Raw genomic sequence first — 21,645 nt, forward strand, 5'->3', positions numbered from 1 at the left:
GATTCCTTATGTCTGGAATGAATAACGCCAGGCTGGCCGGCGTCAAAAATGACGTGCTGGCCGGTTGTGTTGTGGCGGTCTCTATGGTGCCGGAAGCGGTCGGATTTTCACTGGTCGCCGGGTTGTCACCGATTGTCGGCCTGCATACCGCCTTTATTATCGGGCTGGTGACGGCCCTGTTCGGCGGTAAACCGGGCATGGTCTCCGGGGCGGCCGGGTCGATTGTGGTGGTGCTGATGAGCCTCGCCAGTGAACACGGCATGGACTACGTCCTGTGGGCGACGATTTTCGCCGGCATCATCCAGATCGCCATCGGCGCGCTGCGCCTGGGCAAATTTATCCGGCTGGTGCCGCTGCCGGCGGTGCACGGCTTTGTGAACGGGCTGGCGATTGTGATTATGCTGGCGCAACTGCACATGATCGTCGGGCAGGGGCCGATGATGTACGCGCTGGTGCTGCTGGCGATCCTGGTGGTCTGCCTGTTCCCGAAACTCACTAAGGTTATCCCGTCCTCCCTGGCGGCGCTGATTGTGGTGTCGGCGGTGGCGATCGGCTTTAACCTGCATACCCTGCGGGTGGGCGACATGGCAGACATCTCCGGGACGTTGCCGAGCTTCCACCTGCCGGCCGCGCCGCTGAACCTGGAAACGCTGCGCATCGTGCTGCCTTATGCGGTGGTGATCGCGCTGGTGGGCCTGATTGAATCCCTGTTGACCATGACAGTGCTGGATGAGATGGGCAACAAAAAAGGCAACGGCAACCGCGAGAGCATCGCGCAAGGGGCAGGCAACGCCCTCTGCGGCATGTTCGGCTGCTTCGCCGGGTGCGCGATGATTGGCCAGTCGATCATTAACTTTACCTCCGGCGGCCGTGGGCGCATCTCCGGCACGGTCGGCGCATTGTTGCTGATCCTGTTTGTGGTCAGCCTGTCGACGTATATCGGCCTGCTGCCGGTGGCGGCGTTGGCCGGCATCATGCTGGTGGTCTGCTATAACACCTTTGAGTGGAGCTCCCTGCGCCGTTTACGCCGGATGCCGAAAGCAGACGTGCTGGTGATGCTGGTGGTGACACTGATTACCATCTTCACCGATCTGGCAGTGGCGGTGATCAGCGGCGTGATTATCTCTGCGCTGGTGTTTGCCTGGCAGCATGCGCGCATCAGCGTACGTCGCCGTCAGCAGAAAGGGGATCTGGCCGTGTATCAGCTGGAAGGCCCGCTGTTCTTTGGTTCGGCCGCCTCGTTTGCCGAGCTGTTTGACCCGGCGAAAGACCCGGAGCAGGTCGTTATCGACTTTGCCGCCACCCGCGTGATGGACGCCAGCGGCGTGGAAGCGATCGACAAACTCACCAGCCGCTACCTGGAGGCGGGCAAACGCATCCGCCTGCGCCACCTCAGCCCGGACTGCGTGCGGCTGCTGGCGAAAGCCGGGCCGTTCTGCAGCCATGAACTGGACGACCCGCACTATTTTGTCGCGGAAGAGGATTACCAGCCGGAAGAGGGTGAAGCAGGAGCGGGCGAGGTTCGCCGCACCTGATAACAGGCAGCGGGCGCCGGGCCCGCTGTGGTTACGCTTTAAAGCCGTGCAGCCGCTGTACGGCTTTCTCCAGACCCTCTTTCATCAGGATCTCGGTACAGCGCAGGGATTCATCAATCGCACTGTCAATCAGCTGTTGTTCGCTGGCGGGCGGCTTGCCGAGCACAAACCCCACCACTTTATTCTTATCACCCGGATGGCCGATGCCGATGCGCAGGCGGTAGAAATTCGGGTTGTTGCCCAGTTTGCTCTGAATATCTTTCAGGCCGTTATGGCCGCCATTGCCGCCGCCCAGTTTTACTTTCGCCACCCCCGGCGGGATGTCCAGCTCATCATGGGCCACCAGGATCTCATCCGGATTGAGCCGGTAGAAGGTGGCCATCGCGGCCACCGCTTTGCCGCTCAAATTCATAAACGTGGTGGGAACCAGCAGGCGCACATCCTGCCCGGCCAGCGTCAGGCGGCCGGTATAGCCGAAGAATTTGCTCTCTTCTTTCAGGGAGACATTGTGCCGGCGCGCCAGCAGATCGACATACCAGGCCCCGGCGTTATGACGGGTCTGGGCATATTCAGCGCCTGGGTTGGCCAGGCCGACAATGAGTTTTATGCTGCTCACGGGATTTCGCTTCATCAGAAATAGAGCCGGCTAGTTTACCTGCGGATCGGCATGATGACAAAACCGGGGGCGTCGCCGGGAGAAATACCTCAAAACTTGAATAATGAGCTTTATAAATTATTGTTAATGTTAATTAAAATAGGGCGTTTTAGTAAAGATTTGTCAAAAGTTCTTTGCCTTCTGTGATCCTCTCCGCAACTCCCGCCATAAGCTCTGCCTATACTTTCATCAATTAGCCCCGGTAACCGATCGGGTGACTTCAGGGAGGTGTGAAATGAGACGTAAACATGCAACGCTGGCGGGTAACCTTCTGATGGGACTGGGCCTGTTAACCATGGTAGGCGGCGTCGGCTACTCCATTCTTAACCAGATGCCGCAGCTTAATCTGCCGCAATATTTTGCCCACGGCGCCGTGATGAGCATTTTCATCGGTGCATTGTTGTGGTTGGCCGGTGCACGTATCGGCGGGCGGGAACAGGTGTGCGACCGCTACTGGTGGGTAAAGCATTTTGATAAACGCTGCAACCGGTCACATCACCCGCACTAATGATTTAGCCTCAGGCTGAGAATTTTGCACATAAAAAAACCGCCGGCATAACCGGCGGTTTTTCATTGCAACCCAACATCACCGGTGGCCTCGGGCGGGCCACACAGTATTAATGCTCGAACATCGCCGAGATGGACTCTTCGTTGCTGATACGGCGGATGGCTTCAGCCAGCATGCCGGACAGCGTCAGCGTACGCACTTTGCTCAGCGCGCGGATCTCCGGCGACAGCGGAATGGTGTCGCAGATGATCACTTCGTCAATCACGGAGTTTTTGATGTTCTCTACCGCATTGCCCGAGAAGATCGGGTGGGTAGCATAGGCGAACACACGTTTGGCACCGCGCTCTTTCAGCGCTTCCGCTGCTTTGCACAGGGTGCCGCCGGTGTCGATCATGTCATCAACCAGCACACAGTCACGGCCGGCCACGTCACCGATGATGTGCATCACCTGGGAGACGTTGGCACGCGGACGGCGTTTATCGATGATGGCCATGTCCGTGTCATTCAGCAGTTTGGCAATCGCGCGGGCGCGCACCACACCACCGATGTCCGGAGAGACCACAATCGGGTTCTCCAGGTTCTGCTGCAACATATCTTCCAGCAGGATCGGGCTGCCAAAGACGTTGTCTACCGGCACATCGAAGAAGCCTTGAATCTGTTCAGCATGCAGATCCACCGTCAGCACGCGGTCAACCCCAACGCTGGAGAGGAAATCCGCCACCACTTTCGCGGTGATCGGCACACGGGCAGAGCGCACGCGGCGATCCTGGCGGGCATAACCAAAGTAGGGGATAACAGCAGTGATGCGGCCTGCGGAAGCGCGGCGCAGCGCATCAACCATCACAACCAGTTCCATCAGGTTGTCATTGGTGGGTGCACAGGTGGACTGGATGATGAAAATATCACCACCGCGTACATTTTCGTTGATTTGCACGCTGACTTCGCCGTCGCTGAAGCGACTTACAGCGGCGTCACCAAGACTGGTGTACAAACGGTTGGCAATACGTTGTGCTAGTTCCGGGGTGGCGTTACCAGCAAAAAGCTTCATATCAGGCACGAGAAGAACCTCAGGCATGCGTCCAGAGAAGATATCGTCGGCCACATCACCGGGCGAAGTGTGGCATGGCCGCAATATACATACGGTATATCAGTGAAGGGCGGTTAACGCAGGCGCAGCGCACACACTGGCGTTAAGTCACGGCTCCACACTCCCGGCGGGTACGGTGCAGCGGCGAAACATTTACACCTCGCGCAACAAAACCGTTTACCCATTCAGGAGCTTGATTTAACACCTGCCGGGCAGCGGATTCTGTGTTGAACTCGGCAAAAACACAGGCTCCGGTGCCAGTCAGGCGCGACGGCGCGTATTCTAACAGCCATGAAAGAAGCTGTTCAACCTCGTAAAAACGTTTTCTTGCAATCGCTTCGCAATCATTTGCGTAGGGGGTGCGTAACAACGTCTCCAGCGACCGCACCGGGGTGTTACGCGTCAGCGCCGGATCGGCAAAAATCACCGGCGTCGGGATGCTGACGCCGGGGTGCGCCACCAGATACCACTTCTCTTCCGGCGAGGCGGGCTGTAACTGCTCGCCAATGCCCTCGGCAAACGCCGCATGGCCGCGCACAAACACCGGCACATCGGCCCCCAGTTGCAGGCCCAGCGCGGCCAGGGTGTCGTCGCTCAGGCCGCACTGCCAGAGCTGGTTCAGCGCCACCAGCACGGTGGCCGCGTTGGAGGAACCGCCGCCCAGCCCGCCGCCCATCGGCAAGACTTTCTCAATACTCAGTGTGGCACCGCGCGGCAGGCTGTCAATCTGTGCGGCCTCACAGTGCTGTTGCAGCAGCCGAGCCGCGCGCACCATCAGGTTCTGATCCTCCGGCACGCCCGCGACCGGCGTGGCCAGCACAATGTTGCCGTCCTCACGCGGCGCAACGCCTACGGTGTCGCCGTAGTCGAGGAACTGGAACAGCGTCTGCAACAGGTGGTAGCCATCCGGCCGCCGGCCGGTGATATAAAGGAACAGATTGAGTTTTGCCGGAGAGGGCCAGAAGTGCGTCATGTTATTTCAGGGTCCAGCGGTTCATTTTCAGTTTGATGCGTTGTTCGCCCTGGGTCAGCGTGAGGCTGCTCGGCAGGGCCGGCGTTACTTCCTCATTATACCCGGCATACTCAACTTTCCACGCCGTGCCGTTCTGGCTGTAGGTCAGGGCGCTCAGGCGGTAGCGGTCATCCAGCGTGAAGTCCGTGGCGTCACCCGGCAGGCCCAGCATCCACTGGCGCAGGCTGTTAAGCGGGATCGCCATGCCGGTAAGTTTCTGTAACATCTCTTCCGGGTTGTCGCTGACGTACTGTTTGCCGTCTTTGGTGGTGAGCTGCGCCACGCTGTTCTGCACTCTCAGCTCCATTTCGGTGCTGCCGAGCGGGTTGGTCAGCAATAGGCGGTAATGGGTGGGGCTGGACTGCTGCCAGAAGAAGTTGGCGTAGACCTTCTGCCGGTCAGACAGGTAGGCGAAGGCGCCGCGGGTCTGGTACGTGGAGAGTTGCTGCACCTGCTGCTGGTGCTGTTTCCACTGTGGGGAATCCGGGCTGGTGGCCGGGCCGCGCGGGGCCGTCAGGGAACAGGCAGCCAGCAGGACGCTGGCCAGTGGAAGCAGGCGCAGCAGGTTCAGGCGTGCGGCGTTACGCGGTGGTTTTGGCATAATAATTCGTCATATCCTTTAATGTGATGCGTTAATGCTAACACAGCCTTTCACGCTAACGGGCTTGCCGGTGAGCGTCAATATTCTTATGTGGCTGAAAATGACCGGGAAGGGGCTTTTCATCAATTGCACTGATAATGCGGTGTTGCTTTTATTGATCCCGCGCATCAAGTAGAATGCCGTTCAGACCAATCCCATATCAAGATAAGTATTATTCAAAGCCATTCCCATGACCCTGCTTGCATTAGGTATAAATCATAAAACCGCGCCGGTGTCGTTGCGTGAACGGGTGACCTTCTCCCCGGATACCCTCGATCAGGCGTTGAACAGCCTGCTCCGGCAACCGCTGGTGCAGGGGGGCGTTGTGCTGTCTACCTGTAACCGCACTGAACTTTACCTCAGTGTGGAGGAGCAGGAGAACCTCAAGGAGCAACTGGTTGCCTGGCTGTGTGATTACCACCAGCTCAGTGAAGAGGAAGTGCGCCAGAGCCTCTACTGGCACCATGATAATGAGGCGGTCAGCCACCTGATGCGCGTGGCCAGCGGGCTGGACTCGCTGGTGCTGGGCGAGCCGCAAATCCTGGGGCAGGTGAAAAAAGCCTTTGCCGAATCACAACGCGGGCATTCCGTCTCGGGTGAGCTTGAGCGCCTGTTCCAGAAATCCTTCTCTGTCGCCAAGCGAGTGCGTACTGAAACCGACATTGGCGCCAGTGCGGTCTCCGTGGCGTTTGCGGCCTGTACCCTGGCGCGGCAGATCTTTGAATCGCTGGCTGACCTGAACGTGCTGCTGGTCGGCGCGGGGGAGACCATCGAACTGGTGGCGCGCCACCTGCGTGAACACCGCGTGAAGCATATGATGATCGCCAACCGCACGCGTGAACGCGCCCAGGCGCTGGCGGATGAAGTCGGGGCTGAGGTGATCACCCTGCCGGAGATTGACGCCCGCCTGGCGGATGCCGACATCATCATCAGCTCCACGGCCAGCCCGCTGCCGATCATCGGCAAAGGCATGGTGGAGAGGGCGCTCAAGGCGCGCCGCAACCAGCCGATGCTGCTGGTGGACATCGCGGTGCCGCGTGACATCGAGCCGGAAGTCGGCAAGCTTTCCAACGCCTACCTCTACAGCGTGGACGACCTGCACTCCATCATCCAGAACAACCTGGCCCAGCGTAAGGCTGCCGCGATTCAGGCAGAAACTATCGTGGCCCAGGAGAGCACCAATTTCATGGCCTGGCTGCGCTCACAGGGCGCAGTGGAAATGATCCGGGATTACCGCGCCCATGCAGACAGCGTGCGCAATGAGATGGAAGCGCGGGCACTGGCGGCCATTGCGCAGGGGGCAGACGTGCAGGCCGTGATTCATGAGCTGGCGCATAAATTGACTAACCGCCTGATCCATGCGCCGACCAAATCGTTGCAGCAGGCGGCACAATCGGGTGATGTGGAGCGGCTGCAAATTCTGCGTGACAGTCTGGGGCTGGAAAAGCCATAATTTTCAACGAAAAACACCGACATCCGCTATGAGAAACAAGGTTAAACAGCACGCATGAAGCCCTCTATTGTTGCCAAACTGGACGCGTTGCAAGAGCGCCACGAAGAAGTCCAGGCGATGCTTGGCGATGCCAGCGTTATCGCCGATCAAGATCGTTTCCGCGCCCTGTCGCGTGAGTATGCCCAGCTGTCCGATGTGACCCGCTGCTTCCAGCAGTGGCGCCAGGTGCAGGATGACCTGCACACCGCTGAATTGATGCTCGACGATCCGGAAATGCGCGACATGGCGCAGGAAGAGATTAAAGAGAGCAAGGCGACCCTGGAGACGCTGGAGCAGCAGTTGCAACTGTTGCTGCTGCCGAAAGATCCGGATGATGAGCGCAGCTGCTTCCTGGAAGTGCGCGCCGGCACCGGCGGTGATGAGGCGGCGATTTTTGCCGGTGACCTGTTCCGCATGTACAGCCGTTATGCCGAAAGCCGCCGCTGGCGCGTCGAGATCATGAGTGCCAACGAAGGGGAACATGGCGGCTTTAAAGAGGTGATTGCCAAGGTGTCCGGTGACGGCGTTTACGGCCAGCTCAAGTTTGAGTCGGGCGGCCACCGCGTGCAGCGCGTGCCGGAGACCGAATCGCAGGGGCGCATCCACACCTCCGCCTGCACCGTGGCAGTGATGCCGGAAGTGCCGGAAGCGGAGCTGCCGGAAATCAACGCCGGCGACCTGAAAATCGATACCTTCCGCTCGTCGGGCGCGGGCGGCCAGCACGTTAACACCACCGATTCTGCCATCCGTATCACCCACTTGCCGACCGGCATTGTGGTGGAGTGCCAGGATGAGCGCTCACAGCATAAAAACAAAGCCAAGGCGCTCTCCGTGCTGGGCGCACGCATCCGGGCCGCCGAAATGGCCAAGCGCCAGCAGGCCGAGGCCTCGACCCGCCGTAACCTGCTCGGCAGCGGCGATCGCTCTGACCGTAACCGCACCTATAACTTCCCGCAGGGGCGCGTGACCGATCACCGCATCAACCTCACCATCTACCGTCTGGACGAGGTCATGGAAGGCAAACTGGATGCGTTGATCCAGCCGATTGTGCAGGAGTATCAGGCCGATCAGCTGGCGGCGCTGTCTGAGCAAGAGTAATGGATTTCCGCAGCTGGCTTGCTGATGCCGCGGCGCGCCTCACCCAGAGTGACAGCGCGCGCCGTGATGCTGAAATCCTGCTCGGCCATGTCACCGGCCGGGCGCGCACCTTTATTCTCGCCTTTGGTGAAACCCCGCTGAGTGCTGACCAGCTGGCCCGGCTTGAGGCCTTGCTGGCGCGCCGCGTGCAGGGTGAACCGGTCGCTTATCTGGTTGGCGTGCGGGAGTTCTGGTCACTGCCGCTGGCGGTCTCCCCCTCGACGCTTATCCCACGCCCTGATACCGAATGCCTGGTAGAGGAAGCGTTGGCGCGCCTGCCGCACACGGCCTGCCGGCTGCTGGACCTGGGCACCGGCACCGGGGCGATTGCGCTGGCGCTGGCCAGCGAGCGCCCGCAGGACCAGGTTACCGGCGTTGACCGGCAACCGGAGGCGGTGGCGCTGGCGCAGCAAAACGCCGCGACGCTCGGCATTACGAATGTGCAGTTCCTCGCGGGCAGCTGGTTCACCCCGGTCGCGGGGGCGCGTTTTGATCTTATCGCCAGCAACCCGCCCTATATCGATGCCGCTGACCCGCACCTTGCCGAGGGCGATGTGCGCTTCGAACCGGCCTCCGCGCTGGTGGCGGATGAGCAGGGGATGGCTGACCTGCGGCACATCATCACGGCCGCGCCGGACTTTTTGCACCCCGGCGGCTGGCTGCTGCTGGAGCATGGCTGGCAACAGGCTGCCGCCGTGCGCTGCGGCCTCACCGCACGCGGCTTCGATGAGGTGGCCACCCGGCAGGATTATGGCGGCAATGACCGCATTACCCTGGGCCGCTGGGGCGGCTGATCGTTTCTATTTCGTGACATTCACTACGTGACACTTTATTAAGGACAATGGCATGGCTGCTTATGTATGGGTAAAAGATCTGCATATCCTCACGGTACTGCTCAGCGTTACGCTGCTGGTGGTGCGCTTTTTCTGGCTCTGTAGCCACTCACCGCGCCTGCAGCAGCGCTGGGTACGCATTGTTCCCCATATCAATGACACGGTATTGCTGCTCAGCGGCGTCGCGCTGGTGCTGATTACCCATTTTTATCCGTTCAGCCCGCAAGGCGCATGGCTGACGGAGAAGTTATTCGGCGTTATTATCTATATTGCGCTGGGCTTCGTCGCCCTGAGCAAAAAGCCACGCAGTCAGTCCGCCCGTTGGGCCGCCTTTATTCTGGCGCTGATCTGCCTGGCCCTGATTGTGAAATTGGCGGTCACGAAAGTGCCGCTGTTGTTAGGATAATGAATGAGTAGTGTGGCTGAGTTTGCTTTTGATGATGTCCCGTTGAGTGCCGGGATGATCCGCATTTCCGAGGCGATACGCGCTGATTTCCCGGGCGGCGACGTGGCGCGGCAGCTGCGCGCGCTGGTGGCCGAGGCCCGGCAGGCGGTGCCGCCCGGCGGAAGTCAGGAGCAGCGGCTCGAGGCGTTAATCGCGCTGTTCTACCAGACCTGGGGCTTTGGCGGCGCGGGGGGGATCTATCGCCTCTCGGATGCCATCTGGCTGGATAAGGTGCTGGCATCGCGCGAAGGCACGCCGGTCTCCCTCGGCACCCTGTTTTTACATATCGCCGGTGCGATTGATCTCCCGCTCTCGCCGGTGATTTTTCCGACCCAGCTGATCCTGCGGGCGGACTGGCTCGACGAAGAAATGTGGCTCATCAATCCCCTGAACGGGGAAACCCTCAGCGAACATACCCTGCAGGCGTGGATCAAGGGCAACCTGGGTTTCAGCGCGCAACTGGAGGATGAGGACATTGATGAGTGCGACAATACCCTGGTGGTACGCAGAATGCTGGACACGCTCAAGGCGTCGTTGATGGAAGAGCAGCAGATGGAGCTGGCGCTGGCCGCCAGCCAGGCCATTCTGGCGTTTGACCCGGATGACCCGTACGAACGGCGCGATCGCGGGCTTATCTATGCCCATCTCGACTGTGAGCATATCGCCCACGCCGATCTGCGCTATTTTGTTGAGCAGTGCCCGGACGATCCGGTGTCGCAGGTGCTCAAGACGCAAATCGATGCGCTTGAAGAGAAACGGATTGTGCTGCATTAAGCGTGCGTTGTGAAATAGTCAATTTATCTCCCCTGAATAAAGGCGAAAGCATGAAACAAAAAGTGGTCAGCATTGGTGATATCGACGTCGCGAACGATTTGCCGTTTGTGTTGTTTGGCGGCATGAACGTTCTGGAATCACGTGACATGGCAATGCGCGTGTGTGAGCACTACGTCACCGTAACGCAGAAGCTCGGCATTCCTTACGTGTTCAAGGCCTCCTTTGATAAAGCTAACCGCTCCTCTATCCACTCTTACCGTGGTCCGGGCCTGGATGAGGGCATGAAAATCTTCCAGGAGCTGAAGCAGGCTTTCGGCGTAAAAATCATCACTGACGTGCACGAGAGCTGGCAGGCGCAGCCGGTGGCGGACGTGGTGGACGTGATCCAGCTGCCGGCCTTCCTGGCACGCCAGACTGACCTGGTCGAAGCGATGGCGAAAACCGGTGCGGTGATCAACGTCAAGAAGCCGCAGTTCGTCAGCCCGGGCCAGATGGGCAACATCGTGGAGAAGTTCAAAGAGGGCGGTAACGATCAGGTGATCCTGTGTGACCGCGGCAGCAACTTCGGCTATGACAACCTGGTGGTTGACATGCTGGGCATCAACGTCATGATCCAGGCCACCAACGGCCACCCGGTGATCTTTGACGTGACCCACGCGCTGCAATGCCGTGACCCGTTTGGTGCCGCGTCCAGCGGCCGCCGTGGTCAGGTGGCCGAACTGGCTCGTGCCGGGATGGCCGTCGGCCTGGCCGGTCTGTTCATCGAAGCCCACCCGGACCCGGCCAACGCCAAATGTGACGGCCCGTCCGCACTGCCGCTGGACAAGCTGGAGCCGTTCCTGATGCAGATGAAAGCCATCGACGATCTGGTGAAAAACTTCCCGGAACTCGACACCAGCAAGTAATGCACACGCCGCGTAGCGCGTGAAAAGGCAATCACAAAAAGGCGATAACATTATCGCCTTTTTTACGTCAGCGCCTTTTTTACGTCTGCCGATCAGGCCGCCGCCGCGTGCAGCGCTTCCGGCAGGGTGGCGCAGAAGGTCAGCCGCCCCGGCAGGGGTTGCACCCGGCCGCGCGCCAGCGTTTTCAGCGGCTGGTAAGGCACCTCACAGATATAGAGGTGTTTACCGGCGGGCAGGGCATCAATAAAGTGCTGAAGGGCGTTCAGCCCCCCGGCATCCAGCACCACCACCGCGTCCCACTGCAGGATAATGCGTTCAGCCTGCCGGGTGCGCGTTGCCAGCTCCTCAAAGATCCGCTCGGCCGCAGCGAAAAACAGCGGGCCGCTGACGCGGAACAGCTGCGTACCGGCGTGCTGGCCGGTGACTTCCGTCAGGCGGGTCATGCGCGCCACGCGGCGCATAAACAGCAGAGAGGCCAGCACGATGCCGACGCTTATCGCCAGTACCATATCAAACAGCACCGTCAGGCTCATGCAGAGCAGCATCACGATGATGTCATCCTTCGGCGCACGGCGCAGCAGGCCCACCACTTTATGCGCCTCACTCATGTTCCACGCGACGATCAGCAGTAGCGCCGCCATGGCCGCCATCGGCAGGTAAGCCAGCAACGGGGCCAGGCTCAGTAGCGCCAGCAGCACCAGCAAGGCATGGATAACGGCGGCCACCGGCGAGGTGGCACCGGCGCGCACGTTGGCCGCCGAGCGCGCAATCGCGGCGGTGGCGGTGATGCCGCCGAAAAACGGCGCAACGATATTCCCGATGCCCTGGCCTATCAGCTCATTGTTGGCGTGGTGTTTGCTGCCGGTCATGCCGTCCAGCACGACCGCGCAAAGCAGGGACTCAATCGCCCCCAGCATCGCCATGGTAAACGCCGCCGGCAGCAGCGCCGACACCAGCGCCCAGTCCAGGGTGACGGCCGGCCCGCTCCCGGTAGTAACATTCCACGGCAGCGCCAGTTGCGGCAGGATCGGCGGAATGCCGATGCCCTGGGTGCCGTCCGCCAGCAGGTAACTGAAACGCGAGCCGATGGTGGCAACCGGGTGCCCCAGGGTTGCCAGCAGCGCCATCACACCGGTGCCGAGCAGCAGCGCCGGCAGGTGTCCCGGCAGCCGCACGCCGAGCCGCGGCCAGAAAATCAGCACCGCCAGCGTCGAGAAGCCAATCACCGCATCCGCCGCGCTGAAGCTGGGTAAGGCCTGGGCCAGCGCCACGACTTTGTCGGTGAAGTGTTCCGGCACCGTCGCCATCTCCAGCCCGAATAGATCCTTGATTTGCATCGTGGCGATAGTAATGCCGATGCCGGAGGTAAAGCCCAGCGTGACCGGCAACGGGATATATTCAATCAGCCTGCCGATGCGGGCGATGCCCATCAGCACCAGCATCACGCCGGAGAGCAGGGTCGCCACCAGCAGCCCGGCCAGCCCGAACTGCTGGGAGACCGGGAACAGGATCACCACAAAAGCCGCCGTCGGCCCGGAGACGCTGAAACGCGAGCCGCCGCACAACGCAATCACCAGCCCGGCAATCGCCGAGGTGTAAAGGCCATACTGGGGTGGCACCCCGCTGGCAATCGCCAGCGCCATCGCCAGCGGAATGGCAATAATCCCGACGGTGATGCCTGCCACGGCATCTTTCATCAGGCGCTGGAGCGAATAAGGTTCATGCCGGCAGGCCTCTGCCAGCGCATTGCCCCGGAGGAGGGCGCGGAATCCATGCATTTTCATTACGGAACAACCCAAAAGAGAGAAAAAAGGCGGAGCCTGACCAGCCCGCCGGATAAGCGCGCCATACCTTACGCCGGTCAGCCCCGGCACTTATAGATGTAAGTCAAACTCTGTCAGGGATTGTGCGCGGTGGGGCGAGGGCGGGTAATGATTCAGGTACAGGCAATAAGCAGGGGTTATAATTCTCAGGGGAAATGTCGGTGCCTTCACACCGTCAGCGGTAGAGGCTTCATGCCGGTGGGATTCATCTATAGTGAGGTAATAGCTTGAAATCGCAAGCGTACCGGGCCGGGCCGGCAGCAGGGTGCCCAGTGCAGAGGGAGAGGCAACGATCATGCAGCTGTTTTTATCTTATCCGACACTTTATGCGGACATCTGCGTTACCTACGCAACGCTTTCCCTGAGTTATTTTGCGCTGAGCAGCCAGTCAGCGTTCTCCTGGCAGAGTGAGGCCTGGAAGCGGGTCGCGTTCGGGCTGCTTTCCGGGCTGGCGCTGTACTACCTGATCCCTGACCGGCTTGATGTCTCCACCCATCTCTTTTTTAACTTTGAGATGATCCCGATTATCCTGGTGACCTTTTTTGGCGGCTGGTTGAGCGGAGTCACCAGTTTTCTGGTGAATGTGGCGCTGACGGAGCCCCTCTCGCTGGATAATCTGCTGATCGCCTCGGTGCTGGTGCCGCTGTTGCTGTTGCGCGTCTGGCGGCATAAAACCCACCGGCTGTTTTACCGCGCCATCATCCTGATCGCGTTCTACCGTATGGCGCTGGCCTACAGCCAGCCGCTGCGCGTGCCCTGGTACGATGTGCTGTTTTACCAGTGTGCGGTAACCGGCTGCCTCGCGGCCTGCTACCATGCGCTTAACTTTGCCGAGCGGCATATTCACGCCTATTTTTCATTACGCGATCGCGCCACGATCGACAGCCTGACCCGGCTCAACAACCGCACCAGCATTGACTTCAAACTGATGTCGCTTCAGGCGCACCAGAAACCGGGTGGCCTGCTGCTGATTGATATTGATAATTTTAAGCAGGTGAATGACACCCATGGGCACCTGGTGGGTGACCAGTTGCTGGTGCAATTGAGTGAGGTGCTGATGCAGAGCCTCGACAGCGCCGATTTTGCCGGTCGCTATGGTGGCGAAGAGTTTATTGTGATTACCGATCGCCATAATACCGGGCCGATCGTGGAAACCGCGGAACGCATCCGGCAGGCGATGTCTGCCAGTGTGCTGCGGCTGGCCGAGGGGGCCAGCCTGTCCGTCACGGTCTCTATCGGGGCAGCGATTTATCTGCCGGGCATGGCGATGAACAAAGCGGTAGAAATGGCCGATGATGCCCTTTATCAGGCCAAGCGCAACGGCAAAAATCAGGTGATGTGCAGCCGGATTATGCAACTGGATCAGCTCGGGGATGGCCCGGGATAGCGCGTGGGGGCGGGTTCTCACTGGCGGGAAGTATAAAAGCAGAAGGCCCTGATTTTCATCAGGGCCTTCTGCTTTTTAATTTGGCGGTGAGAGAGGGGTTCGAACCCTCGATACGCTTTCACGTATACACACTTTCCAGGCGTGCTCCTTCAGCCACTCAGACACCTCACCGTTTTCGTCTCATCGCTATCGCGGCTCAACGGGGCGCTACTATAGGGAGGTCAGTGCAAAGGGTCAAGAAGATTTTCTCTGTTTGTTGGCAAATGGTTAAGCTCTGTGCGCTTTGCCGCTTATGTCACCGTTTTACCCGGTTTACGTACCGGGTAAACCCTGAAAAAAGAGAGAAAAATGTCTGTTCCCGGTGGCGTGTTCTCAGCCACAAACGCAGAAGGGCGGTTCGGTCGGGGTGCACTCGCGCCTTCCCTGGCGCTCGCCCTTGCGGGTGGCGGGGCCATGCAAAACGGCGTTTCTGCCGTTTTGTCGAACCACAGGGTTCTCACCGGCCGCCCATCCCCGGATTCAAAAGCAGAAGGCCCCGATTTTCATCGGGGCCTTCTGCTTTTGAATATGGCGGTGAGGGAGGGATTCGAACCCTCGATACGTTTTCACGTATACACACTTTCCAGGCGTGCTCCTTCAGCCACTCGGACACCTCACCATATTGTCGTCTCGCCGCTTTCGCGTCTCAACGGGGCGCTACTATAGGGAGGTCAGTGCAATGGGTCAAGCCCCTTTTTTCAGGTTTTTACCGTTTAGTTAAACTTTCAGCAATCTGTTGTTTTAAAAAACAATTTTTGGCGTAACTCTGCACAACCTGCATCAGAACACGGCCCAGATACCCGCTGTTATGGTTCTTTCAACAGGTTATTGAGGGTATCTGCATAACCAGGCAATAAATGGCGCAAATAATGATTAAACAATCAATAGCCTGCTAATAAAGCTGGCAATCCGGCGGCACGTGACGCTAAATAGAAAAAAATGCCTGACGCCGGTCAGGAATAAAATAACCGGGCACAGCGGGCAGGGCAGCGCGCCGCCGGATGCCGGATTGGCATCGTGCTAAGGAAATACAGGGGTTTTATGCGTCACACATCCACTACACCGCAGGCCGGGCATCACATCCCTGCCGGTGCCGGGACACTTTTTTTCATCCAGATCTTCGCCACGCTCGGTTTCGCCGTGCTCTACTCCACGCTGGTGCTCTATGCCACCAAAAAACTCGGCTTCAGTGAGGGCAGTGCCAACGCCATGATGGGCGTCTTCGGCGCTTTCAACTATGGCCTGCACATGTTCGGCGGCTACCTCGGCGGGCGTTACCTCAGCAACCGCAACCTGTTTGTGCTGGGCATGGTGTTGCAGGTGATCGGCTGCTGGCTGATCGCCACCGCCGGGGTCAGCGGGCTCTACTGGGGGCTGGCGATGTTCCTGACCGGCAGCGGCCTGAACGTCACCTGCCTGAATATGATGCTGACGCAGCGCTTCCGCCCGGAGGATGAACGGCGTGAGTCAGCCTTCCTCTGGAACTATGCCGGCATGAACCTCGGCTTCTTTATCGGCTTTGCCGTGGCCGGCTATTTCCAGCTGAGTGAAAACTACCGCGCGCTGTTCCTGTTTGCCACCTTCGGCAACCTGCTGGCGATTGTGATTACTCTGCTGCGCTGGCGCATCCTGAAAGATGTGAATACCCCGTTGAATGAGGTGTCACGCGGGCGCTTCCGCCTGAATATGCTGATCGGGGTGGCGATTCTGCTGCTGCTGGTGCCGCTGATCCGCGTATTGCTGACCCACGCCGGTTTCAGCGGCTACTTTGTGGTGACGCTGGGCGCGCTGATCTTCCTGGCGCTGATGGTGGTCACGCTGCGCCACCCGCAGCGCGATGAACGCCGCCGCATGGTCGCTTACCTGCTGCTGGCGCTGGGGTCGCTGGTGTTCTGGATGATCTACCAGCTGGCGCCGATGGGCCTGATGCTGTTTACCGAACACAATATTGACCTGAACGTCTATGGCCTGCGCGTCGCCCCGCAGTGGGTGCAGAACATCAATACCATCGTGATCGTGGTGGGCGGGCCGCTGATGGCCTGGCTGTTCAGCCGCCTGCGCCTGCGCGGCCGGCGCATCGACATCCCGTTGCAGTTTTCCGCCTCGCTGTTCTGCATCGGGCTGGGTATGCTGGTGCTGCCGGTGGGGATCTCACTGGCGGGGGCGGACGGGCTGGTGGCGTTTAAATGGATTGTGATCAGCTACGTGTTGCAAAGCCTGGGGGAGCTGCTGATCTCACCGATTGGCTATGCGATGATCGGCAAGCTCGCCCCGGCGCGTTACCAGGGCATCATGATGGGCTGCTGGATGATGGTCACCGGCGTTGCCTCGGTGCTGGCCGGGTATATCTCCGGGCTGATGCCGCAAAACAGCGGCAATACGCCGCTGGCCACCAACCCCGGCTACGGCACTGTCTTCACCTCGTTAGGCTGGGGGGCGGTGGCGACCGGGGTGGTATTACTGGTGCTGATGCCGTTGCTGCGTAAACTGATTCAACGCACGGCCGCCTGAACCCGCCGCGCGCCGATGGACATGGAATAACTTCAGGAGGGCAGAGTATGAACATCCTTTTTTATCATCCGACCTTTAACAGCCAGACGTGGATAGCTGGGCTGGCGCAACGCCTGCCGGAGGCGCAGGTGCGCGTCTGGCAACCCGGGGATGACGCCCCGGCGGACTATGCGCTGGTGTGGCAGCCACCGCGTGAGATGCTGGCGAGCCGCAGCGGGCTGAAGGGCATTTTTGCCCTGGGCGCAGGCGTTGATGCCATTCTGGCGCAGGAGCAACAGGCACCGGGCACGCTGCCGGCGGGCGTGCCGCTGCTGCGGCTGGAAGACACCGGCATGGGGCAGCAGATGCAGGAGTATGTGCTGGCCTATGTGCTGCGCTTTTTCCGCCGGATGGATGAGTACCAGCTCCAGCAGCAGCAAAAACAGTGGCAGCCGCTGAAACCGCACCGGCAGGAGACCTTCCCGATCGGCATTATGGGGGCCGGGGTGCTGGGGCAGCAGGTGGCGCAGGCGCTGGTGGGGCTCGGGTTTACTGTGCGCTGCTGGAGCCGCAGCCCGAAACAGATTGAGGGCGTCGGGAGTTTCCACGGCCGCGATAATTTACCGGCGTTCCTGAAGGGTACCCGGCTATTGATCAACCTGTTGCCGAACACGCCGGAAACCGTGGGCATCCTCGATCTGGCGCTGATGAAACAGCTGGCCCCCCAGGCGTACCTGATCAACGCGGCGCGCGGCGCACACCTGAAAGAGGGCGATCTGCTGACGGCGCTGGAGCAGGGGCAGGTGGCGGCCGCCGCGCTGGATGTGTTTGCCGATGAGCCGCTGGCACGCATGCACCCGTTCTGGTCGCACCCGCGCGTTACGGTGACGCCGCACATCGCTGCCGTGACCCTGCCGGCACAGGCGATGGACCAGATCGTCGCCAACATCCGCGCCATTGAGCAGGGGAAAACCCCCGCCGGGCTGGTTGACCGGGATCGCGGTTATTGATTCTCCGCTGCGCGGTGTATCAGGGTGCTGCTGCGGCGGCGGCACCCAACAAGGCATTGACCATGAGCACGATAAAATACGCAGAACCCGGTTTAATGCTGTAAGACAAAATATAAAATCATGCCGTCACGGCAAGCAAAAAAGATTTTCGCTCATTCCGGCCGGACGCCTGCCTCATTATTTTCTATCCAGACGCTAGCTTAATAATATTTTACCGCCCCCCGCTTCTCAAATAATCTGGAAATTCATTATCAGGTATTAATCCTGGCCTGAAGTTATTTGAAGGACACTGAAATGACGGTTGAAAAAAAAGAGATCGATACACTGGTAGTCGGCGCAGGTCAGGCTGGTGTGGCGATGAGTGAGCATCTGAGCCGGCTGGGTATTCCCCATCTGGTACTGGAAAAAAGCCGCATTGCAGAAGCATGGCGCAGCGGACGCTGGGATTCCTTAGTGGCTAACGGCCCCGCCTGGCATGACCGGTTCCCGGGGATGGAATTTCCGGGTTACACACCGGACAGTTTTGTCGCAAAAGAGGATGTGGCTGACTATTTTGTTGCCTATGCAAAAAAATTCGATGCGCCGATTCAAACCGGCGTCGAAGTAAAAAGGGCGACCCGCAATACGGGGCGGCCGGGATTTACCGTTGAAACCTCCGACGGCATTATTGAAGCGCAACGTATTGTCGCGGCCACCGGCCCATTTCAGCGCCCGGTTATCCCGGCGATTGCGCCTGAGGATAACCGCCTCTTCCAGATTCACTCTGCCGATTACCGCCACCCCGGGCAATTGCCGGAGGGCGGCGTGCTGGTGGTCGGTGCCGGTTCATCCGGTGTACAGATTGCCGATGAATTGCAGCGTGCAGGGAAAAAGGTCTGGCTCTCCGTCGGCCCGCACGATCGCCCGCCGCGCAGCTATCGCAACCGGGACTTCTGCTGGTGGCTGGGCGTGCTGGGGTTGTGGGATGCGGCAGCCAGCCAGCCCGGCAAAGAGCATGTCACCATTGCCGTAAGCGGCGCACGAGGCGGACACACCGTCGACTTCCGCAAACTGGCTGCACAGGGCATCAATCTGGTCGGGCTGACGAGCGCTTTCCATCAGGGCGTGGTGAGCTTTCACCCGGATCTGGCCGGGAATATCAACCGCGGGGACGCCAATTACCTGTCGCTGCTGGACGCCGCCGATCGTTACATTGCCCAGAACGGTCTCGACCTGCCGGAAGAGCCAGAGGCGCGCCATTTTCTGCCTGATCCCGCCTGCATGACCGCCCCCACGCGGGAAATCGACCTCGCCCAGGCAGGCATTACCGCCATTATCTGGGCGACCGGTTACGTCGCCGATTATCGCTGGCTGGAGGTGAATGCCTTTAATGAACAGAATAAACCGCAGCATCATCGCGGGGTATCGAGCGAGCCGGGCGTCTATTTTCTTGGGCTTCCCTGGCTCTCGCGCCGGGGGTCAACCTTCATCTGGGGGGTGTGGCACGATGCAAAATACATCGCCGACCAGATTGCCATTCAGCGCCAATACCAGCATTACCAGACTACGTCAGAACGTTGATACTCCTTCATTCCCGTCAACTCACAGGAAACAGATGATGCCGACACATACCCGCATCCGTATGTTTAATACCAAAGAAACCTATCCGAACCAGGCCCTGGATAACGATCTCTGCCAGGCCGTCCGCGCCGGGAACACGGTTTATGTCCGTGGCCAGGTAGGCACTGATTTTGAAGGCAACCTGGTGGGGCTGGGCGATCCCCGTGCGCAGGCTGAGCAGGCGATGAAAAACGTCAAGCAGTTGCTTGAAGAGGCCGGCAGTGACCTGTCACACATTGTGAAAACCACCACCTACATCATCGACCCACGCTATCGCGAACCTATCTATCTGGAAGTGGGGAAATGGCTGAAAGGGGTATTTCCCATTTCAACCGGGCTGGTGGTCTCTGCGCTGGCGCAACCGCAATGGCTGATGGAAATTGATGTGATTGCCGTGATCCCCGATGACTGGAACGCTAAGGAGCCCGTATGACCCTGTCTATTACCGCCCGGTGCCCGGAGTCGGGGCAATTGGGCATCGCGATCAGCTCCTCCAGCATCGCGGTCGGCGCACGTTGCCCCTGGCTACAGGCGGGTGTCGGCGCGGTCTCCAGCCAAAATATCACCTTGCCCGCGCTGGGGCAGCAGATTCTGGCCAATCTGGAGGCGGGCGAAAGCCCGCAACAGGCGATGAAAAGTGCGCTGGCAGAAGATCGGTTCAGTGAATACCGCCAGGTGGCGGTCATCGGCGCGGACGGTAGCACGGCGATGTTCAGCGGGGATAAAACGCTGGGCATCTGGCATACGGCACAGGGGGAAAACTGTGTCGCCGCGGGCAACATGCTGGCGGACAAAGCCGTGATTGGCGCCATGGTGGACGCATTTACCGCCTCCAGCGGGGAGCTGACCGGGCGCCTGATCGGCGCCCTGCAGGCCGGGCTGGCGCGCGGTGGGGAAGCGGGGCCGCTGCATTCGGCCGCGGTGAAGGTGGTTGAGGATTACACCTGGCCTGTGGTCGATCTCCGCGTTGACTGGGCGGAGGAAGACCCGGTCGGGCAACTTCACACGCTGTGGCTCGCCTATGAGCCGCAAATGCAGGCTTATCTCACCCGCGCGCTGGATCCGCGTGACGCGCCCAGCTACGGTGTGCCGGGCGATGAATGAATCCGTGCGTTCCCTGCTGGCGAGGCTGCTCGCGTTTGATACCACCAGCCGCGAGTCCAATCTGGCGCTGATTGATTTCATTCATGACTACCTGGCGGAGCACGGCATTCCTTCGCAGCGCTTTTATGATGAGGACGGACGTAAAGCGAACCTTTATGCCCGGCTGGGGCCGCCGGGCGGGGGCGGCGTCATGCTGTCCGGCCATACCGACGTGGTACCGGCTGACGGCCAGCGCTGGACCGTGCCGCCCTTCAGCCTCACCGAGCGGGAAGGGCGCTGCTACGGGCGCGGCAGTGCCGACATGAAAGGCTTTCTCGCCTGCATGCTGGCTTCGCTGGCGAATTTTCTGGAACAGCCGCTCAGGATGCCGCTCCACCTGGCCTTTTCTTATGATGAAGAGGTAGGCTGCCTCGGGGTACGCAGCCTGGTGGCCTATCTCAACGCCTGTGCAGAAAAACCGGCCATGTGCATCATCGGGGAGCCCACGGAGATGCGGCCGGTGTATGGCCATAAAGGTAAACTTGCCATGCGTTGTCAGGTGCGTGGGCACGCCTGCCATTCCGCGTATGCACCCTCAGGCGTGAATGCCATCCTGTATGCGGCCCGGCTCATCACCCGGCTGGAGGCGTTGAGCGAGCGGCTGGCAGCGCAGCGCGACAGCCGTTTTGACCCGCCTTACAGCACCTTACAGGTGGGGACTATTCAGGGCGGCACCGCCTTGAATATCGTGCCGCAAGATTGCCGGTTTGATTTCGAAATCCGCAGCCTGCCGGGAGCCGAGGTGGCGGATGTCACCACCGCGTTACAGGAGTATGCCCAACACACGCTGCTGCCCATGATGAAACAGGTGGATGCACACTGCACCATTCAGTTTGACCCCTTAAGCTACTACCCGGGGCTGTTAACCGACCCGCAGTCGGCCTTTGCGCAGTGGATGATGCAATGGAGCGGCAGTGACGATTTTCAGACCGTAGCGTTCGGCACGGAGGGCGGTTTATTTGATGAGGCGGGCATCGCCACGCTGGTATGCGGCCCCGGCAGTATGGAACAGGGCCATAAACCCGACGAGTATGTCAGCCTTGATCAACTTGCGCGCTGTATGCAGATGCTGGGCAACCTCTGCCGGTGGATGCGGGCCTGAGGGAATGCGGAGGCTGCCGCCGGAGCACG

The 21,645-nt window shown here is 59.9% G+C and carries 20 protein-coding genes and 2 tRNA genes; 15 read left to right on the forward strand and 7 right to left on the reverse strand.

Features of this window, described 5'->3' with window-relative positions; all coding sequences use genetic code 11:
• The first annotated feature begins 8 nt into the window (after positions 1 to 8).
• Complete coding sequence (locus CYR55_RS10620) at positions 9 to 1,535, forward strand: SulP family inorganic anion transporter (protein WP_101816109.1); 1,527 nt, start codon at positions 9 to 11, stop codon at positions 1,533 to 1,535.
• A 31-nt stretch (positions 1,536 to 1,566) separates the two neighbouring features.
• On the opposite strand, the gene pth is transcribed toward CYR55_RS10620, so the two are convergent.
• On the reverse strand, positions 1,567 to 2,151 hold the full coding sequence (pth, locus tag CYR55_RS10625; RefSeq protein ID WP_175580797.1) for an aminoacyl-tRNA hydrolase: 585 nt from the start codon (positions 2,149 to 2,151) through the stop codon (positions 1,567 to 1,569).
• Between the two features lie 274 nt (positions 2,152 to 2,425).
• Between pth and ychH the strand changes: the two genes are divergently transcribed.
• A complete protein-coding gene (gene ychH, locus CYR55_RS10630) occupies positions 2,426 to 2,698 on the forward strand; it encodes a stress-induced protein YchH (RefSeq protein ID WP_101816111.1) in 273 nt (90 codons plus the stop codon).
• Positions 2,699 to 2,807: 109 nt separating this feature from the next.
• On the opposite strand, the gene prs is transcribed toward ychH, so the two are convergent.
• The 3 genes from prs to lolB all read right to left on the reverse strand — a co-directional run bounded on the left by prs (position 2,808) and on the right by lolB (position 5,398).
• Positions 2,808 to 3,755, reverse strand: a complete 948-nt coding sequence (gene prs, locus CYR55_RS10635) for a ribose-phosphate diphosphokinase (protein ID WP_101816112.1) — start codon at positions 3,753 to 3,755, stop codon at positions 2,808 to 2,810.
• A gap of 133 nt (positions 3,756 to 3,888) precedes the next feature.
• Complete coding sequence (gene ispE, locus CYR55_RS10640; protein WP_101816113.1) at positions 3,889 to 4,758, reverse strand: 4-(cytidine 5'-diphospho)-2-C-methyl-D-erythritol kinase; 870 nt, start codon at positions 4,756 to 4,758, stop codon at positions 3,889 to 3,891.
• A 1-nt stretch (position 4,759) separates the two neighbouring features.
• Positions 4,760 to 5,398 carry a lipoprotein insertase outer membrane protein LolB gene (gene lolB, locus CYR55_RS10645; RefSeq protein WP_101816114.1) on the reverse strand — a complete coding sequence of 213 codons (639 nt, stop codon included), beginning with the start codon at positions 5,396 to 5,398 and terminating at the stop codon, positions 4,760 to 4,762.
• A 229-nt stretch (positions 5,399 to 5,627) separates the two neighbouring features.
• Between lolB and hemA the strand changes: the two genes are divergently transcribed.
• The 6 genes from hemA to kdsA are packed head-to-tail and all read left to right on the forward strand — an operon-like array spanning position 5,628 to position 11,023.
• Positions 5,628 to 6,890 carry a glutamyl-tRNA reductase gene (gene hemA, locus CYR55_RS10650; RefSeq protein WP_101816115.1) on the forward strand — a complete coding sequence of 421 codons (1,263 nt, stop codon included), beginning with the start codon at positions 5,628 to 5,630 and terminating at the stop codon, positions 6,888 to 6,890.
• A 54-nt stretch (positions 6,891 to 6,944) separates the two neighbouring features.
• Complete coding sequence (gene prfA, locus CYR55_RS10655) at positions 6,945 to 8,027, forward strand: peptide chain release factor 1 (RefSeq protein ID WP_101816116.1); 1,083 nt, start codon at positions 6,945 to 6,947, stop codon at positions 8,025 to 8,027.
• Positions 8,027 to 8,860: a peptide chain release factor N(5)-glutamine methyltransferase gene (prmC, locus tag CYR55_RS10660; protein WP_101816117.1), complete on the forward strand. Its 834-nt coding sequence runs from the start codon at positions 8,027 to 8,029 to the stop codon at positions 8,858 to 8,860. The genes prfA and prmC overlap by 1 nt, the downstream gene beginning before the upstream one ends.
• 52 nt (positions 8,861 to 8,912) lie before the next feature.
• Positions 8,913 to 9,305 (forward strand): SirB2 family protein, encoded by a 393-nt coding sequence (locus CYR55_RS10665; protein ID WP_101816118.1) that lies wholly within the window; start codon positions 8,913 to 8,915, stop codon positions 9,303 to 9,305.
• Positions 9,306 to 9,308: 3 nt separating this feature from the next.
• The gene (gene sirB1, locus CYR55_RS10670; RefSeq protein WP_101816119.1) at positions 9,309 to 10,118 is read left to right on the forward strand and encodes an invasion regulator SirB1; all 810 of its coding nucleotides are present in this window, start codon (positions 9,309 to 9,311) and stop codon (positions 10,116 to 10,118) included.
• Positions 10,119 to 10,168: 50 nt separating this feature from the next.
• Positions 10,169 to 11,023 (forward strand): 3-deoxy-8-phosphooctulonate synthase, encoded by an 855-nt coding sequence (kdsA, locus tag CYR55_RS10675; protein ID WP_101816120.1) that lies wholly within the window; start codon positions 10,169 to 10,171, stop codon positions 11,021 to 11,023.
• Positions 11,024 to 11,115: 92 nt separating this feature from the next.
• On the opposite strand, the gene dauA is transcribed toward kdsA, so the two are convergent.
• Entirely contained in the window at positions 11,116 to 12,807 is a 1,692-nt protein-coding gene (gene dauA / locus CYR55_RS10680) for a C4-dicarboxylic acid transporter DauA (protein ID WP_101816121.1), read from the reverse strand.
• Positions 12,808 to 13,141: 334 nt separating this feature from the next.
• On the opposite strand from dauA, the gene CYR55_RS10685 reads away from it, so the two are divergent.
• Positions 13,142 to 14,233, forward strand: coding sequence for a GGDEF domain-containing protein (locus CYR55_RS10685; protein ID WP_101816122.1), 1,092 nt, complete (start codon positions 13,142 to 13,144; stop codon positions 14,231 to 14,233).
• Positions 14,234 to 14,314: 81 nt separating this feature from the next.
• Here the strand turns inward: CYR55_RS10685 and CYR55_RS10690 are convergent.
• Together CYR55_RS10690 and CYR55_RS10695 are read right to left on the reverse strand one after the other, a co-directional pair.
• Positions 14,315 to 14,404 (reverse strand) — tRNA-Ser (locus tag CYR55_RS10690).
• Between the two features lie 397 nt (positions 14,405 to 14,801).
• Positions 14,802 to 14,891, reverse strand: a tRNA-Ser gene (locus CYR55_RS10695).
• Between the two features lie 422 nt (positions 14,892 to 15,313).
• Here CYR55_RS10695 and CYR55_RS10700 point away from each other — a divergent pair.
• The 6 genes from CYR55_RS10700 to argE all read left to right on the forward strand — a co-directional run bounded on the left by CYR55_RS10700 (position 15,314) and on the right by argE (position 21,616).
• Positions 15,314 to 16,783, forward strand: a complete 1,470-nt coding sequence (locus CYR55_RS10700; protein WP_101816123.1) for a peptide MFS transporter — start codon at positions 15,314 to 15,316, stop codon at positions 16,781 to 16,783.
• Positions 16,784 to 16,830: 47 nt separating this feature from the next.
• Positions 16,831 to 17,772: a glyoxylate/hydroxypyruvate reductase GhrA gene (ghrA, locus tag CYR55_RS10705; RefSeq protein WP_101816124.1), complete on the forward strand. Its 942-nt coding sequence runs from the start codon at positions 16,831 to 16,833 to the stop codon at positions 17,770 to 17,772.
• Between the two features lie 294 nt (positions 17,773 to 18,066).
• Positions 18,067 to 19,332: a flavin-containing monooxygenase gene (locus tag CYR55_RS10710; protein WP_101816125.1), complete on the forward strand. Its 1,266-nt coding sequence runs from the start codon at positions 18,067 to 18,069 to the stop codon at positions 19,330 to 19,332.
• Between the two features lie 37 nt (positions 19,333 to 19,369).
• Complete coding sequence (locus CYR55_RS10715; protein ID WP_072931107.1) at positions 19,370 to 19,804, forward strand: RidA family protein; 435 nt, start codon at positions 19,370 to 19,372, stop codon at positions 19,802 to 19,804.
• Positions 19,801 to 20,475, forward strand: a complete 675-nt coding sequence (locus tag CYR55_RS10720; protein WP_101816126.1) for a DUF1028 domain-containing protein — start codon at positions 19,801 to 19,803, stop codon at positions 20,473 to 20,475. Before CYR55_RS10715 ends, CYR55_RS10720 begins: the two co-directional genes overlap by 4 nt.
• Positions 20,468 to 21,616 (forward strand): acetylornithine deacetylase, encoded by a 1,149-nt coding sequence (gene argE / locus CYR55_RS10725; protein WP_101816127.1) that lies wholly within the window; start codon positions 20,468 to 20,470, stop codon positions 21,614 to 21,616. Before CYR55_RS10720 ends, argE begins: the two co-directional genes overlap by 8 nt.
• Positions 21,617 to 21,645 lie beyond the last annotated feature (29 nt).

The sequence above is a fragment of the Chimaeribacter californicus genome, from assembly GCF_002858675.1.
Lineage (GTDB): Bacteria > Pseudomonadota > Gammaproteobacteria > Enterobacterales > Enterobacteriaceae > Chimaeribacter > Chimaeribacter californicus.